The organism is Microbispora triticiradicis (assembly GCF_005864065.1).
GTDB classification, from domain to species: Bacteria; Actinomycetota; Actinomycetes; order Streptosporangiales; family Streptosporangiaceae; genus Microbispora; species Microbispora triticiradicis.
On the sequence record NZ_VANP01000009.1, the window covers coordinates 101,748 to 116,311 of the forward strand.

The following is a 14,564-nucleotide window of genomic DNA, read 5'->3' on the forward strand; positions in this document are numbered from 1 at the left end:
AAACCGGCATGCCGAAACAGGTGGACCATGACGAGCGGCGGCGCCGGTTGACCGAGGCGCTGCTACGCATCGCCGGCACCCGCGGCCTGCAGGCCGTGTCGATGCGTGAGATCGCCGCCGAGGCCGGGGTCTCACTACGCGTCGTCCAGTACTACTTCACGAACAAGCAGGCCCTGCTCGACTCCGGCCTCACCGAACTGGGCGCCCGCATGGACCGCCGGGTCCGGCAGCGAGCCGCCGTCGCCACGGGCGAGCTGTCCACTCGAGGTCTCTTCGCCGCCGTCCTCGGCGCGATCCTTCCCTCCGACGAGCAGAGCCGGCTGGACTCCCTGGCCTGGACCGCCTACTACACCGCCGCCCTCACCGACCCGGCGCTCGCCGCGGCCGGGCTCACGCTCCCCAACGCGCTGGAAGACTTCCTCACCACCCGGCTCACCACCGCGCAGCAGGCCGGGGAGATCAGCCCCGACCGCGACCCGCGCACCGAGGTCGCCGCCCTTCTGGCGCTCGCCAACGGCCTGACCTCCAGCGTCCTCAGCCGGCAGCGCAGCCACGAGGCCGCCGCCGCGATCATCGACTACCACCTCGACCGCCTCTTCGGACCGGCGGCCGCTCCGCGACCACCCACAGTCCGAACCGCGCCCCCCACGTGACCGGATCAGCGGGGAAGGGGCCTCACCGGTGAGTCCAGGGTTCCTCTGGTCATGACGTACTTGCGCAGGCCCGGGTCGTGTGGGTGGACTTCGTACGCGCCCGTGCGCTCGAATCCGAGCCGCCGGTACACCCGTTCGGCGGAATCGTTGCCGCAGATGACCCACAGCTCCACCTGAGAGCGCCCTGCCTCCCGGGCCCAGGCGACCACTTCCAGTGCGAGGCGCTCGGCGATCCGGCCGCCTCTGGCCTCGGGACGCACCCACATGCCGAAGAGTTCCACGGCCCCGGTCCGTTCTGCCGGGGTACGTCCCGCGGCGACACCGACCGGCACGCCGGCGTCGAACGCGGCCACCTTGACACCGTCCTCGGTCCACGTGCGCCACCGCGCCTCGTCGTAGGCCCGTTCCTCTGCCAGGTCCCCGTGGAAGATGCCGGGCGCGTCGGCGAGTGCCGCCAACCGGAGATCACGCCAGGTACGCCAGTCCTCACCGCCGAGACGACGTACGACAACCGCATTCATGCGTGTGAACCTGTGCCCTTCCTCGATGCGTGATCCCGCTTCGCCCGGCGGTTCCGAACGACCGCACGGGGACCGGCCGTGCCGCGTCGCGATCATCTGTTGCCCCCGTGTCCGTCGCCGTAGTCGTGATCCCGTGCAAGAGGATCCCATCGGCGGGCAGAACGCGCCGGGTGTGTGCGGTGAACAACGCCATCACGACGCGGCCAGGGCGGATCATGCGCGGGTGCGGAGACCTTCGAGGAGGAAGGTGAGGTAGCGGCGGGCCGTCGCCGCGCGGTCCTCGGTGTCGGTGGCCGGGTGGACGGTCGCCGCGAAGGCCACCCCGCACATCAGCGGCAGCATGTCGGCCTGGGTCACGCTGGGGTCGATCACGCCGGCCGCGTGTGCCCTTTCGAGAAGCCTCCCGAACAGTACGGCGAGCCGTTCCTTCAGGTCGCCGACATGCGGGAGGACGTTCACCGGCGCGGCGAACACCGGGGAGATCGACGCATCGGTGACCTGGGCGTCGGCGGCCGCGAACAGGAAGTCGCGCAGCGCCGCCCAGGGGTCGCCGCCGGAGAGCGCCCGCTCGGCGTGCGCGGCCAGGGCTTCGAGCCCGGGGGTGGCGACGGTTTCGAGCAGCGCCTCCGGTGTGGGGAAGTGCCGGTAGACCGTGGCCACCCCGACCGAGGCGGCCCGCGCCACGTCGTTGAGCTGGATCGGCGTTCCCTCGTCCACGAGCCGGCGGCCCACCTCGACGATGCGTTGCCAGTTGCGGGCGGCGTCCTTGCGGAGCGGGGCGGTGGACATGCCCCCAAGCATAACCGGATGACTCATCCGGATTGTGTTACAGTGAAACGGATGAGTCATCCGTTTTTGGCGGCCATTCCCTGGGAGATCTCTGTGCCTTTCACCGTGACCGACGTTCCGCACCTGCCGGACGGCTTCACCGACACCTTCACCAGCCGTACCGTCGACGTGGGCGGGCTCGCCCTGCACGCCGTGACCGGCGGGAACGGCCCGGCACTGCTGCTGCTCCCCGCGTGGCCGCAGTTCTGGTACGGCTGGCGCCTGGTGATGCCCGCCCTCGCCGAGCACTTCACGGTCGTCGCCGCCGACGTACGCGGGGTCGGGGCCAGCGACAAGCCCGCCACCGGCTACGACACGGCCACCCTCGCCGGGGACATGGCCGCCCTGATGACCGGCCTCGGCCATGAGCGCTTCGCCGTGGCCGGCCACGACCTCGGCATGATCGTCGGGTACGCGCTCGCCGCAGCCCATCGCGACCGGGTCACCCGGCTCGCCGTCGCGGAGGCGATCCTGCCGGGGCTCTCCCCGATGCCGCCGCTGCTGATGGAACCGGCGCTGAACGAGTACCTCTGGCACTTCGCCTTCAACCGGCTCCGGGACGTCAACGAGCGGATGGTGGCCGGGCGGGAGGAGATCTACTTCGGGCACCAGTTCGCCTCGAAGGCCGCCACGCCGGACGCGATCCCGCCGCACGCGGTGGAGGTGTACGTCGAGGCGCTGCGCGATCCGGCGGCGCTGCACGCGAGCTTCGAGTTCTACCGTGCGGGAGAGGGAGCGGCGCAGATCGCCGCGTGGGCGGCGGCCGGGCCGCTGACCATCCCGGTGCTGGCCGCGGGCGGCGAACGGGCCTCGGGCGAGGCGGTCGAGCAGGTCATGCGGAAGGTCGCCGCCGACGTGACCGGGGTGGTCGCGCCCGGAGCGGGACACTTCCTGCCCGAGGAGGCCCCGGAGTGGACCGCCCGCACCCTCATCGGCTTCCTCGGATGAACGGGAAGGGACAGACGGTGATGCGGGACAGCGTCGAGGTGGGCGGCAGGCCGCGTACGTACACGGTGGTGGGGCCGGCGGACGGCAGGCCTTCGCGTGATCTGGTTCTCGTCTTCCACGGGTCACGGCAGACCGGGGCGAAGCACCGGAAGTTCACCGGGAAGGCGTTCGACGCGCTGGCGGACGGCGGCGCGGCGGTGGTCGTGTACCTGGACGGTCACAAGGGGAACTGGAACGACGGGCGCCGGGAGAGCCGGTTCCCGGCCCGCAGGGAGAACATCGACGACGTCGGCTTCACCCGGGCGGTGATAAGGAAGCTGGTGGCGAGCCACCGCGTCGACCCGGGACGGGTGTTCGCGATCGGTTACTCCAACGGCGGGCAGATGGTGATGCGCCTGGCCCACGAGACGCCGGAGCTGATCTCAGGGGCGGCGGTGCTCGCGGCGACGATGCCGGCCCCGGAGAACTTCCTGGTGGCCGACGCGCCCGCCGTGCCGATGCCGGTGCTGCTGGTCCACGGCACGAAGGACCCGATCATCGGCTACGCGGGCGGCGAGCTGAGCTGGTGGGCGCGGAAGCTGTTCAGGATCGGCGGGCGGAGCCTGTCGATGCCGGAGACCGCGGCCTACTTCGCGGCCCGCAACGGCATCACCGGCAGGCCGGTCAGCAGGACGCTGCCGAGGCGGGCCGGCTCGGCCGGTGGGACGTCCGCCGAGCGCACCGACTACCGGCAGCCGGGCCGGCCGCCGGTGACGCTGCTCACGGTGCACGGCGGCGGGCACACCATCCCCGGCCCCCGCAGAGCGCCGGCCGTCCTCGGCAGGACCAGCCAGGACGTGAACACCGCCGACCTGGTCGCGGAGTTCTTCGAGCTGTCGCGCTAGTGCCGCCCTCGCGTTCAGCGCCTCGCGGGGCCGGGCGGAGGGACCACCCGACCTACGCGGGGCGGTGTGCGGGGGCCGACGACAGGACGGCGTCCAGCAGCGCCGGGAAGCGCTCGTCGACCTCCGCCTTGCGCAGCGTGACGATCCGCTGCCGGCCGGCCGGATCGTTGCGGATCAGCCCGGCCTCGCGCAGCGTCTTCAGGTGGTGGGAGAAGGTCGACTTGGGCACGCCGGGCTCCGTCGCCTGGCACTGCGCCACCGTCAGCGGCCCCTGCGCCGCGAGCTGCCGTACGAGGTCGAGCCGGGCCGGGTCGCTGAGCGCGAACAGGACGGCGGGAAGCTCGACGTCCTTCAGCTCGGGATGCGGGAGCCGGCGCGTTGTGGCGTTGCTCACAGTTCGACCTTCTTGGAACTATCGGCGTGACGGTGTGGTTCCAACGGTTCGATAGAAATCGAACAGTAGGCAGGTTGGAGCCCACGATGACAAGTCTGCTGCACGGATCACGGTCCTCCCTCGACAGCCCGGCACCGGAACGCCGCCGCCTTCCGGTGCTGCCGCGCGCCGCGGCCTTCTGGCTGGTGGCGGGCACCACCGCCATCCTGCTGGCCGCGTCGAGCGCGCCGAGCCCCCTCTACCCCGTCTACCAGGCCGAGTTCGGCTTCAGCGCCCTCACACTGACGGCGATCTTCTCCGTCTACGTGCTGGCGCTGCTGGTCAGCCTGCTCACCGCGGGACGGCTCTCCGACTTCCTCGGCCGCCGCCCGGTCCTCGCCGCGGCGCTGGTCGTCGAGGCGGCCGCGATGGCCGTCTTCCTCGGCGCGCACGGCGTCGCCGCCCTCTTCGCCGCCCGTGTCGTCCAGGGCCTGGCGACCGGCGCGGCCGTCGGCGTGGTCGGCGCGTACCTGCTCGACCTGCAGCCGGACGACGGCTCGCGGCTGGGCTCGCTCGTCAACGGCGCGGCGGCCACCGGAGGTCTCGGCCTCGGCACGATCGGGAGCGGCGTCCTGATCCAGTACGCCCCGCACCCGACCCGGCTGATCTTCGTGGTCCTCACCGCGGCGTTCGCCGTCCTCGCCGCCGCGACGGCGGTGCTTCCGGAGACGGTCACGCGGACGCCCGGCGCCGTGGCCGCGCTGCGCCCGAAGGTGTCCGTCCCCGCGCCGGCCAGGCGCGCGTTCCTGCGCGCGGCCCCCGTCCTGATCTCCACCTGGATGCTCGGCGGGCTGATCCTCTCCGTCGGGGGCTCGCTGCTCGCCACGGTCTTCGCCGAGCGCAACCACGCGGCGATCGGCGTCACGCTCGGTGCGCTCGCCGCATCCTCGGCGCTGGCGTCCGTGCTGCTCAGGCGGCACACCCCGGAGCGCATGCAGCGGGAGGGCACGCTGCTGCTCCTCCTCGGCACGATCCTGCTGGTGGTCGCCGTGGCGTCGTCCTCGCTGAGCGTCTTCGTCGCGGCCGCGGTCGTCGCCGGCGTCGGATGGGGGCCGGCCTACCTGGGCGCCTTCCGGATGGTCAGCCAGCTCGCGGCGCCGCACGAGCGGGCCGCGCTGATCTCGGCGATCTACGTGGTCAGCTACCTGGCCTTCAGCATCCCGGCGCTGGTCGCCGGGCTGGCCATCACCACGCAGGGCCTGCGGGGAACGTCGCTGGTCTACGGCGTCGTGGTCGCCCTCGTGGTCGCCGGCGCCCTCGCCTACGAGACGCGGAACCGGCGCCTCGCGGCCGCCTCGTGACGGCCGCCTCGTGACGGCCGCCTCGTGACAGCCGCTTCGTGACGGCCGTCAGCCGGGCTCGCCGGCGCGGCGGCCGAGGGGGTTGGCAGCGGTGGAGTTGCGGATGCTGAAAGTGACGCTGCCGGCGCGGTAGCGGTCGTCGGAGCACTCGACGGGCCGGCCCTCCTGGCTGGTGGTGGTCCGGCGCTGGCGCAACAGGGGGCTGCCGCGGCGGACGCCGAGCAGCCGGGCTTCCCCGGCCCCGGCCGCCACCGCGTCGATCAGGTGCTCGCCGTACGCGAAGACCAGGCCGACCGACTCGTACAGCTCCTGGGTCACCGACTCGCACTCCGGGTCGAGCCTCTCGACGGCGGGGGCGATCCAGCCCGCGTAGACGGTGTGCTCGACCAGCACGGGCTCGCCGTCGAGGCGGCGCAGCCGCCGCACGTCGAGCACCTCCTCCCCCGGCTCCACCGACAGCCGTACGGCCTCGGCGGGCGCGCACGGGCGGCGGCGGGAGGACAGCACGCTCCCGCTGGCGCGGTAACCCATGGACCGCGCCCACTGGGCGAAGCTGTGCAGTTCGGTGAAGCTCTGGCTGCGCTCGCTGCCCAGCACGATGCGCCGGGCGCCCTGCCGGGACCCGACCAGCCCTTCGGCGGCCAGCAGGGCGACCGCCTGGCGTACGGTCCCCCGCGAGGCGGAGTGGCGCACAGCCAGATCGGCCTCCGAGGGGAGCCGGCCGCCGATCGGATAATCCCCCCGCACGATGGCGTCCCGCAGGTCACCGGCGATCTGTTCATAACGGGCCATCGTGCCGAGCCCTCCCGTTCACGCGACCGACATCGATGTGCGACGTACTTGGTCTGGCTTGTTTGTACAAGTTCGCCTACGTTCGTTGCACGAACCCTATGGGAGGGACTCTTGTCCGCACGCACCGCCGGTCTCGTGGCCGCGCTCGCAATGACCACATCGGTGATCGCGGCCTGCGGGGCCGCCCCCACGACCGCCGGCGGCGCTTCGGGGTCCGGTGACTCCAAGGCCGCCTCCGCGACCTCGGCCCAGGACCTCGGCGGCCTGGACAAGCTCGTCGAGGCCGCCAAGAAGGAGGGGCAGCTCAACACCATCGCGCTGCCGCCCGACTGGGCGAACTACGGCGAGATCATCAAGGCGTTCGAGGCGAAGTACGGCATCAAGGTCACGAACGACAACCCGGACGGCTCCAGCCAGGATGAGATCAACGCGGTCAAGACCCTGAAGGGCCAGGGCCGCGCCCCCGACGTGCTCGACCTCGGCAGCGCCTTCGCGCTGAGCGGCGCGCAGGAGGGCCTGTTCGCGCCGTACAAGGTGCAGAGCTGGGACAAGATCCCCGACGGGCAGAAGGAGCCCGGCGGCGCCTGGTCCTACGACTACGGCGGCTACATCTCCATCGGCTGCGACGCCAAGCGGGTCAAGACCTGCCCGGAGACGTTCGCCGACCTGCTCAAGCCCGAGTACAAGGGCAAGGTCGCGCTGAACGGCGACCCGACCAAGGCCGGCGCGGCGTTCGCCGGCGTGTACGCCGCCTCGCTGGCCAACCAGGGCTCCTTCGACGACATCCAGCCCGGCATCGACTTCTTCGGGAAGCTCAAGAAGAACGGCAACTTCAACCCCGTCGAGGCCACTCCCGCCACCGTCGAGAAGGGCGAGACCCCGATCACCATCGACTGGGACTACCTGCAGGCGAGCTACGCCAAGGAGTTCGCGTCCAAGGGCGTGGACTGGAAGATCGCCATCCCCTCCGACGGCCGGTACGCGAACTTCTACGCCCAGGCGATCAACAAGTGGGCGCCGCACCCCGCCGCCGCCCGCCTGTGGCAGGAGTTCCTCTACAGCGCCGAGGGCCAGAACCTGTGGCTGAAGGGCTACGCCCGGCCGGTGCTGCTGCCCACCATGCAGCAGGACGGCAGCGCGGACGCGGCCCTGGTCGCCCAGCTTCCCAAGGTCGAGGGCACCCCCGCCTTCCCGACGCCGGACCAGGTCAACAAGGCCAAGGAGGTCCTGGCGAGCGGGTGGGGCGCGGCGGTCTCCGGCTGACGTCGTGGGCGACAGCCGTACGGGATCGAAGAGCGGGTGGGCGGTCCTGCCGCTGCTGGTCTTCGTCGTCATCGTCTTCGGCGTGCCGATGCTGGTCCTCCTCGGCGGCACGTTCACCAGGGAGGGCACGCCCAGTGCCGCCAACCTCACCGAGTCGCTCCAGGGGGCGTACCTCACCTCGCTGATCGGGAGCGTGGAGATCTCGGCGCTCGTGGCGGTGCTGGGCGGGGTGCTCGGCACGTTCCTCGCCCAGGCCGTGGTGACCTCCCGGTTCCGGGCCCTGCGGGAGGGGGTGCTGACCGCCTCCGGCGTGCTGGCCAACTTCGGCGGCGTGCCGCTGGCCTTCGCCTGGATCGCCACGCTCGGCAACTCGGGCGTCGTGACCCAGACCCTGGGCCTCGGCGACCACGGGTGGAGCCTGTACAACTTCTGGGGCCTCACCCTGGTCTACCTCTACTTCTCCATCCCGCTCATGGTGCTCACGGTCGTGCCGGCCCTCGACGGGCTGCGCCCGCAGTGGCGCGAGGCCGCGCAGAACAACGGCGCGAGCACCTGGCAGTTCTGGCGGTACGTCGGCGTCCCGGTGCTGACCCCGGCGCTGCTCGGCGGGGTCGTGCTGCTGTTCGGCGGCGCGTTCGCGGCCTACGCGACGGCCCAGGCCATGGTGGGCTCCAGCGTCCCGCTGGTCACCCTCAAGATCGCCGATGCCCTCACCGGCAACGTCCTCATCGGGCACGAGAACGTCGCGCTGGCCCTCAGCCTCGACATGATCGTGGTCGCGGGCCTGGTGATGGCCGTCTACCTCCCGCTGCGGCGAAGGAGCGCCCGATGGCTCCGCTGACTCCCCAGGTCACCACGCCTGCCGCCCTCGGGGCGGCGCCCGGCCGCGGCGGCCGGGCGCGCCGTCCCCGGCTCTGGCGCGGAGTGGTCCTCCTCCTCGCCGCCGTGTACTTCCTCGTCCCGCTGATCGCGTCGTTCGTCTTCACGGTGAAGGTCCCGGACCAGGGCTTCTCGCTCGACGCGTACGGGGAGATCTTCTCGGCCGAGGGCTTCGCCGGGAGCCTGCTGCTGTCGCTCGGGCTCGGGGCGGCGACGATCGTGATCGTGCTGCTGCTGACGCTGCCCGCCGTCGTGGCCGTACGGCTCGGCGCGCCGCGGTGGCGGCCGGTGCTGGAGGTGGTCTGCACACTGCCGCTGGTCGTGCCCCCGATCACGTTCGTGGCCGGGATCAGCACGGTGCTGCGATGGGGGCCCGACTACCTCGCGAGCACGCCCTTCTACCAGACGATCATCGCGGTGCAGGACCCCGGCTTCCCGGTCGTGCTGGTGCTCGCCTACGTCGTGCTGGCGCTGCCGTTCGCCTACCGCTCGCTCGACGCGGGCCTCGGGGCGATCGACGTACGCACACTGTCGGAGGCGGCCAGGAACCTCGGCGCGTCGTGGCCCCACGTGCTGCTGCGGGTGATCATCCCCAACATGCGGTCGGCGATGGCCGGCGCGTCCTTCCTCACGCTGGCGCTGGTGCTCGGGGAGTTCACCATCGCCCGGCTGCTCTCCTTCCAGACCTTCCCCGTCTGGATCTACACGATCTCCGGCGCGCACGCCCAGGTGTCGGTGGCCGTCTCCGTGTTCAGCCTGCTGATCACCTGGCTGCTGCTGCTCGCCCTGTCGTCCGCCGGCGCACGCCAAAGGAGTGGGTCATGAACGGCGCCCGGGTGGAGTTCCGCGGGCTGCGCCGGAGGTTCGGCGGCACGGTGGCGTTGGACGGGCTCGACCTGACGGTGGAGCCCGGCGAGCTGATCGCGCTGCTCGGCCCGTCCGGGTGCGGCAAGACCACCGCGCTGCGCTGCCTGGCCGGCTTCGAGCGGCCCGACGAGGGCGAGGTGCTGGTGGACGGCGCCGACATCACCCGGGTGCCGGCCAACCGCCGCGACGCCGGGATGGTCTTCCAGTCCTACTCGCTGTTCCCCAACCTCAACGCCCGCGACAACGTCGGCTTCGGCATGCGGGTGCGCAAGGCGCCGGCCGCCCGGCGGCACGCCCGCGCGCAGGAACTGCTGGAGTTGGTCGGCCTGCCCGACGTGGGCGGCCGCTATCCCCACCAGCTGTCCGGCGGCCAGCAGCAGCGGGTGGCGCTGGCCCGCGCGCTCGCGCTCGAACCCCGGGTGCTGCTGCTGGACGAGCCGCTGTCGGCGCTCGACGCCAAGGTGCGCGTCACGCTGCGCGAGGAGATCCGCCGCCTCCAGCTCTCCCTCGGCATCACGACGATCTTCGTGACGCACGACCAGGAGGAGGCCCTCTCGATGGCCGACCGGGTCGCCGTGCTGCGCGACGGCCGCCTGGAGCAGGTCGCCGCCCCCGCCGTCCTGTACGACCGGCCGGCGACCCCGTTCGTCGCCGAGTTCGTCGGCGCGATGAACCACCTGCCCGGCCTGCTGTCGGGCGACAGGGTGACGGTGCTCGGCCAGACGCTGCCGGTGGAGGGCCCCCGGCCCGCCGGGCCCGAGGCCGACGTGCTCGTCCGGCCCGAGGCCGTGCTGGTCACCCCCGACGGCGAAGGGGAGGGGGTGGTGACGGTCTCCTCCTTCCGCGGTTCCACCGCCCGCCTGCGGGTCCGGCTGGGCGGCGGCGCCGAGGTGCTCGCCGACGTCCCCGGCCACGACTCCGCGCGCCTGGCTCCCGGCACCGCCGTACGGGTCCGCCTGGTCGAGCGGCCCGTGCTCGTGTCGGCCCGTACGGAGATCGGAGTCACGGCGGCGGTCCCCGAACCCGATGTCGTCCAGTGACCATCTGGCGGCGGTGCTGTTCGACATGGACGGCACGCTCGTGGACACCGAGGGCCTGTGGTGGGACGCCTGTACGGAGGTCGCGGACGGCCTGGGCTCCCCTCTCGGGGAGGCCGACCGGGAGGCGCTGTTCGGCCTGCCGGTCGAGGACGCCGCGGCGCACCTCCTCGGCCGGGTGAACGGCGGTCCGGGGCGGAGCGCCGTCGAGGCCATGCTGACCGGCACCTTCATCCGGCGGATCGAGGGCGGGGTGACCATGCTCCCCGGCGCGGCCGCGCTGCTGGAGGCGCTGCGGGCGGCCGGGATCCCGGCCGGGCTGGTCAGCGCGTCCCCCCGGCCGGTCGTGGACCTGGTGCTCGAGACCGTGGGCAGGCATCGCTTCCGGCTGTCGGTGGCTGCCGGAGACGGCGCCAGGAACAAGCCCGCGCCCGATCCGTACCTGGCCGCCGCCGCGCGTCTCGGGGCCGACCCGGCAGCGTGCGTGGTGATCGAGGACAGCCCGGCCGGCGTCGCCTCGGCCCGGTCGGCCGGGTGCGCCGTCATCGCGGTCGGTCCGGCGCCGCCGGACGGCGTGCCGGCCGTGCCGACGCTGGAGAGCGTCGACCTGCCGCTGCTGCGCCGCCTGGTCTCGGGGCGGGTTCCTCCAGGGACATAGGCTGCTCTCACCTCGATGGTTTCCCGATGGATACTCGTGTCCCTTGCGGGTAACCAGGCGCCGGTGGATACCGTGCCGAGCACGCCGCCGGGCCGTGCGACCGGCGGAATCTCCATCATGAGCGAGGGGACAGACATGACCGAGAACCGGAACGGGACCATGCCCGCCGTCGCCTACCGGCGCAGCCTTCCCGTCGACGACCCCGAAAGCCTCCTGGACGTCGAGCTGCCGGTGCCCGAACCCGGCCCGCGCGACCTGCTGGTCCGGGTCGAGGCCGTCGCCGTGAACCCAGTGGACTACAAGGTGCGGCGGAACAGCGATCCGGGCGGCGAGCCCAAGGTGCTCGGCTGGGACGCCGCCGGCACCGTGGTCGCCGTGGGCGGCGAGGTGGAGCTGTTCGAGGCCGGCGACGAGGTCTACTACGCCGGCGCGATCGACCGGCCCGGCGCGAACTCCCTCTTCCACGTCGTCGACGAGCGCATCGTGGGGCACAAGCCCGCCACGCTCTCCTTCACCGAGGCCGCCGCGCTGCCGCTGACCTCCCTCACGGCCTGGGAGGGCCTGTTCGAGCGCCTGGGCCTGCGCGGCGACGCGCTCGATCAGACCGGGACGCTGCTGGTGACCGCGGCCGCGGGCGGCGTCGGCTCCATCGTCGTGCAGCTCGCTCGCGCCCTGACCGGGCTGACCGTGATCGGCACGGCCTCCCGGCCCGAGACGGTGGAGTTCGCCCGCCGGATGGGCGCCCACCACGTCGTGGACCACCGCGGGCCGCTGGCGAAGCAACTGGCCGAGGTCGCGCCGGACGGCGTGACCCACGTCTTCAGCACGACCGGCACCGACCGCAACCTCGCGGCCTACGCCGAGGCGCTCACCCCCTTCGGCCGGATCGTCGCCATCGACGACCACGACTCCCTCGACATCGGCGTGCTCAAGTCGAAGAGCATCGCGTTCCACTGGGAGCTGATGTTCACCCACTCGCTGTTCCAGACCCGGGACCAGGTGAACCAGCACCGCATCCTCGACCGGGTCGCGCGGCTCGTCGACGCGGGGGTCCTCACCACCACCGCCAACCGGGACCTCGGTCCGGTGAACGCCGCCAACCTGCGCGAGGCCCACCGGATCCTCGAATCGGGCACCGCGATCGGCAAGATCACTTTGACGGGCTTCTGAGGCCCGCCGTACCGGACCGGGAACAACGGGCGGGGGCCGGCGGGTTGAGGAAGATCAGAAGAGGCCTCAGACAGGAGTTGCGCATGCGTGCCATCGTCGTCTCCGCGTACGGTGATTCCTCGGTGCTGGAGTACGCCGAGCGGCCCGACCCGGTGCCCGGCCCGGGTGAGGTGCTGATCGAGGTGGCGGCGACCGGGGTCAACTTCATCGACGTCTACCACCGTGAGGGGCGCTACCCGCTGCCGCTCCCGCTGGTCCCCGGATCCGAGGCGGCCGGGACGGTCACGGCCGTGGGCCCGGACGTCACCGACGTCGTGCCCGGCGACCGCGTCGTCTCGGCCAGCGTGGTCGGCGCGTACGCGACGAAGGCCCTCATCCCGGCGGACAAGGTGGTCCGGCTGCCCGACGGGCTGGCCCCCGACCTCGCGGCGGCGGTGCTGCTCCAGGGACTCACCGCGCACTACCTGACCCACTCCACGTACGCGGTCCGCACGGGTGACGACGTGCTCGTCCACGCCGCGGCGGGCGGCATGGGCCTGCTGCTGGTGCAGATGGCCAAGCTGCGCGGCGCCCGCGTGATCGGCACGGTCTCCAGCGCCGAGAAGGAGAAGCTCGCCCGGCAGGCCGGCGCCGACGACGTCATCGGCTACGAGGACTTCCCGGAGGCCGTCAGGGAGATCACCGGCTCGGGCGTGCACGTCGTCTACGACGGGGTGGGGGCCGCCACCTTCGAGGGGTCGCTCGCGTCGCTCCGCCCGCGCGGCATGATGGCGCTGTACGGCGCGGCCAGCGGGCCGGTCCCGTCCTTCGACCCCCAGCGGCTCAACGCGGGCGGTTCGCTGTTCCTCACCCGGCCCACGCTCGGGCACTACACGGCCACCCGGGAGGAGTTGCTGTCCCGGGCGGACGACGTGCTCGGCTGGGTCGCCTCCGGCGCGCTGAAGGTGCGTGTCTCCGAGCGCTACCCGCTGGCCGAGGCCCGCCGGGCGCACGACGACCTCGAAGGCCGCCGTACGACCGGCAAGCTGCTGCTGGTCCCCTGACCCCGGGGGCGCTCCTCTACCGCGGCGGCGCTCCGCCGGCCGGTGCGTCGACCAGACGCCGTGCGGCGACCATGGCACCGTCGTCGCGCACCTCGCCCGCGACGGCTTCGGCCCGGTCCCGCACGCCGGGCCGGAGGACCTCGCCGAGAGCCGCCGTCAGCGACCCGGCGGTCGGCGCGGCGGGCGGGTGCGCCGTCCCGATGCCGAGATCGCCGACGCGCCGCGCCCAGTAGTGCTGGTCGTACTGCTGCGGCACGACGACCTGCGGCGCCCCGGCGAGCGCCGCGGTGGTCGTGGTGCCCGCGCCGCCGTGGTGGACGACGGCCGCGACCCGGGGGAAGAGCGCCCGCTGGTTGACCTCGCCGATCGACAGGCAATCGGGACCGTCGTCCTCCGGGGACAGGCCGGCCCAGCCGCGCATCACGATCACGCGGCGTCCGAGCGCGCGGGCCGCGTCGACGGCCGCCCGGGCGACCCCCTGGGGAGCCCGGATGCTGCCGAAGCCGACGCAGACGGGCGGTTCGCCGTCGTCGAGGAACTTCTCCAGTTCCGGAGGCAGCGGGCGCCGGTCCGGCAGGACCCAGGCGCCCGTCTGCACCACTTCGGGGCCGGCGGGATCGGGCCAGGGCCCGAGCGCCGGGTCGGCGGCCAGCCAGGGCCGGTCGGTGAACATGTGCCGTCGCGCGTCGGCGACCGGAGCCAGGCCCATCGAGGCGCGGTGGGAGTTCAGCGCGGCGCCGACGTTGTCGTTCCAGCGCCGCGCGTCCTCGTCCCAGAGCGCGGCGTTGCCCGCCGTTCCGTCCGGCGGCGCCTGCCCCCAGACGGGCACCGGCGCGTGATGCGGGGACGGCAGGGTGACCGGGCAGTAGCTCGCGTAGACGTAGCCGAGCCCCATCCGCTCCGCCACCGAGTGCGCGGCGATCGACAGGGCTCCGCCCGCCACGACGACGTCGCAGTCCTCGGCCGCCGCCGGGATCGTGGCGAACTGGACGGCGACCGTGCCGTCGAGCATCCGCCGGCGCTGCTCGGGCGTGGGCGGGGCCTGAACACGAGGGGCAGCCGAGGCGGTCTGCCGCAACTCGGGACCGATCGGCACGACGGGGAAGCCGAGCCCTTCGATCCACTCGCGGAAGTCGGGCGGCACGCACAGGCGCGCCTCCTGCCCGAGGTCCCGCAACGCCAGGGCCAGCGCCACCATGGGCTGGACGTCCCCGCGGGTTCCGATGGTGGACAGAAGCACGCGCATGGCACTCCCCTGTGACGGCTCTGTGAGGGCATGGGTGACGG

General features: G+C 72.9%; 16 protein-coding genes. 11 read left to right on the forward strand and 5 right to left on the reverse strand.

Features of this window, described 5'->3' with window-relative positions; genetic code table 11:
* Positions 1-8 precede the first annotated feature (8 nt).
* Positions 9-653, forward strand: coding sequence for a TetR/AcrR family transcriptional regulator (locus FED44_RS23060; protein ID WP_138462009.1), 645 nt, complete (start codon positions 9-11; stop codon positions 651-653).
* A gap of 5 nt (positions 654-658) precedes the next feature.
* On the opposite strand, the gene FED44_RS23065 is transcribed toward FED44_RS23060, so the two are convergent.
* Together FED44_RS23065 and FED44_RS23070 are read right to left on the reverse strand one after the other, a co-directional pair.
* Positions 659-1,174: a GNAT family N-acetyltransferase gene (locus FED44_RS23065; RefSeq protein ID WP_167521566.1), complete on the reverse strand. Its 516-nt coding sequence runs from the start codon at positions 1,172-1,174 to the stop codon at positions 659-661.
* 213 nt (positions 1,175-1,387) lie between these two features.
* Positions 1,388-1,963, reverse strand: coding sequence for a TetR/AcrR family transcriptional regulator (locus FED44_RS23070; RefSeq protein WP_138462011.1), 576 nt, complete (start codon positions 1,961-1,963; stop codon positions 1,388-1,390).
* A 93-nt stretch (positions 1,964-2,056) separates the two neighbouring features.
* On the opposite strand from FED44_RS23070, the gene FED44_RS23075 reads away from it, so the two are divergent.
* Positions 2,057-2,950 (forward strand): alpha/beta fold hydrolase, encoded by an 894-nt coding sequence (locus FED44_RS23075; protein WP_138462012.1) that lies wholly within the window; start codon positions 2,057-2,059, stop codon positions 2,948-2,950.
* Entirely contained in the window at positions 2,947-3,834 is an 888-nt protein-coding gene (locus FED44_RS23080; RefSeq protein WP_208759133.1) for a CE1 family esterase, read from the forward strand. Before FED44_RS23075 ends, FED44_RS23080 begins: the two co-directional genes overlap by 4 nt.
* A 52-nt stretch (positions 3,835-3,886) precedes the next feature.
* On the opposite strand, the gene FED44_RS23085 is transcribed toward FED44_RS23080, so the two are convergent.
* Entirely contained in the window at positions 3,887-4,228 is a 342-nt protein-coding gene (locus FED44_RS23085) for an ArsR/SmtB family transcription factor (RefSeq protein ID WP_138462013.1), read from the reverse strand.
* Between the two features lie 86 nt (positions 4,229-4,314).
* Here FED44_RS23085 and FED44_RS23090 point away from each other — a divergent pair, with 86 nt between their 5' ends.
* Positions 4,315-5,568: an MFS transporter gene (locus FED44_RS23090; protein ID WP_208759134.1), complete on the forward strand. Its 1,254-nt coding sequence runs from the start codon at positions 4,315-4,317 to the stop codon at positions 5,566-5,568.
* Between the two features lie 48 nt (positions 5,569-5,616).
* On the opposite strand, the gene FED44_RS23095 is transcribed toward FED44_RS23090, so the two are convergent.
* The gene (locus FED44_RS23095; protein ID WP_138462015.1) at positions 5,617-6,360 is read right to left on the reverse strand and encodes a GntR family transcriptional regulator; all 744 of its coding nucleotides are present in this window, start codon (positions 6,358-6,360) and stop codon (positions 5,617-5,619) included.
* A gap of 111 nt (positions 6,361-6,471) precedes the next feature.
* Between FED44_RS23095 and FED44_RS23100 the strand changes: the two genes are divergently transcribed.
* The 7 genes from FED44_RS23100 (at position 6,472) to FED44_RS23130 (ending at position 13,277) form a co-directional block, all read left to right on the forward strand.
* The gene (locus tag FED44_RS23100; protein WP_244302170.1) at positions 6,472-7,623 is read left to right on the forward strand and encodes an ABC transporter substrate-binding protein; all 1,152 of its coding nucleotides are present in this window, start codon (positions 6,472-6,474) and stop codon (positions 7,621-7,623) included.
* A 4-nt stretch (positions 7,624-7,627) separates the two neighbouring features.
* Complete coding sequence (locus FED44_RS23105; RefSeq protein WP_138462016.1) at positions 7,628-8,464, forward strand: ABC transporter permease; 837 nt, start codon at positions 7,628-7,630, stop codon at positions 8,462-8,464.
* A complete protein-coding gene (locus FED44_RS23110; protein WP_138462017.1) occupies positions 8,452-9,327 on the forward strand; it encodes an ABC transporter permease in 876 nt (291 codons plus the stop codon). Before FED44_RS23105 ends, FED44_RS23110 begins: the two co-directional genes overlap by 13 nt.
* A complete protein-coding gene (locus FED44_RS23115; protein WP_138462018.1) occupies positions 9,324-10,409 on the forward strand; it encodes an ABC transporter ATP-binding protein in 1,086 nt (361 codons plus the stop codon). Before FED44_RS23110 ends, FED44_RS23115 begins: the two co-directional genes overlap by 4 nt.
* Positions 10,396-11,064 carry an HAD family hydrolase gene (locus FED44_RS23120; protein WP_138462019.1) on the forward strand — a complete coding sequence of 223 codons (669 nt, stop codon included), beginning with the start codon at positions 10,396-10,398 and terminating at the stop codon, positions 11,062-11,064. The genes FED44_RS23115 and FED44_RS23120 overlap by 14 nt, the downstream gene beginning before the upstream one ends.
* A gap of 135 nt (positions 11,065-11,199) precedes the next feature.
* Positions 11,200-12,234: a zinc-binding alcohol dehydrogenase family protein gene (locus FED44_RS23125; protein WP_208759135.1), complete on the forward strand. Its 1,035-nt coding sequence runs from the start codon at positions 11,200-11,202 to the stop codon at positions 12,232-12,234.
* A gap of 83 nt (positions 12,235-12,317) precedes the next feature.
* A complete protein-coding gene (locus FED44_RS23130; protein WP_138462020.1) occupies positions 12,318-13,277 on the forward strand; it encodes a quinone oxidoreductase family protein in 960 nt (319 codons plus the stop codon).
* A 16-nt stretch (positions 13,278-13,293) separates the two neighbouring features.
* Here FED44_RS23130 and FED44_RS23135 read toward each other — a convergent pair whose 3' ends face one another.
* A complete protein-coding gene (locus FED44_RS23135) occupies positions 13,294-14,523 on the reverse strand; it encodes a glycosyltransferase (RefSeq protein ID WP_138462021.1) in 1,230 nt (409 codons plus the stop codon).
* Between the last annotated feature and the right edge of the window lie 41 nt (positions 14,524-14,564).

What these genes read in the sequence shown, in the direction of transcription:
- FED44_RS23060 (WP_138462009.1), top strand. Translation starts at nt 9, where the DNA reads ATGCCGAAACAGGTGGACCATGACGAGCGGCGGCGCCGGTTGACCGAG.
- FED44_RS23065 (WP_167521566.1), bottom strand. Translation starts at nt 1,174, where the DNA reads ATGAATGCGGTTGTCGTACGTCGTCTCGGCGGTGAGGACTGGCGTACC.
- FED44_RS23070 (WP_138462011.1), bottom strand. Translation starts at nt 1,963, where the DNA reads ATGTCCACCGCCCCGCTCCGCAAGGACGCCGCCCGCAACTGGCAACGC.
- FED44_RS23080 (WP_208759133.1), top strand. Translation starts at nt 2,947, where the DNA reads ATGAACGGGAAGGGACAGACGGTGATGCGGGACAGCGTCGAGGTGGGC.
- FED44_RS23090 (WP_208759134.1), top strand. Translation starts at nt 4,315, where the DNA reads ATGACAAGTCTGCTGCACGGATCACGGTCCTCCCTCGACAGCCCGGCA.
- FED44_RS23095 (WP_138462015.1), bottom strand. Translation starts at nt 6,360, where the DNA reads ATGGCCCGTTATGAACAGATCGCCGGTGACCTGCGGGACGCCATCGTG.
- FED44_RS23110 (WP_138462017.1), top strand. Translation starts at nt 8,452, where the DNA reads ATGGCTCCGCTGACTCCCCAGGTCACCACGCCTGCCGCCCTCGGGGCG.
- FED44_RS23115 (WP_138462018.1), top strand. Translation starts at nt 9,324, where the DNA reads ATGAACGGCGCCCGGGTGGAGTTCCGCGGGCTGCGCCGGAGGTTCGGC.
- FED44_RS23120 (WP_138462019.1), top strand. Translation starts at nt 10,396, where the DNA reads ATGTCGTCCAGTGACCATCTGGCGGCGGTGCTGTTCGACATGGACGGC.
- FED44_RS23125 (WP_208759135.1), top strand. Translation starts at nt 11,200, where the DNA reads ATGACCGAGAACCGGAACGGGACCATGCCCGCCGTCGCCTACCGGCGC.
- FED44_RS23130 (WP_138462020.1), top strand. Translation starts at nt 12,318, where the DNA reads ATGCGTGCCATCGTCGTCTCCGCGTACGGTGATTCCTCGGTGCTGGAG.
- FED44_RS23135 (WP_138462021.1), bottom strand. Translation starts at nt 14,523, where the DNA reads ATGCGCGTGCTTCTGTCCACCATCGGAACCCGCGGGGACGTCCAGCCC.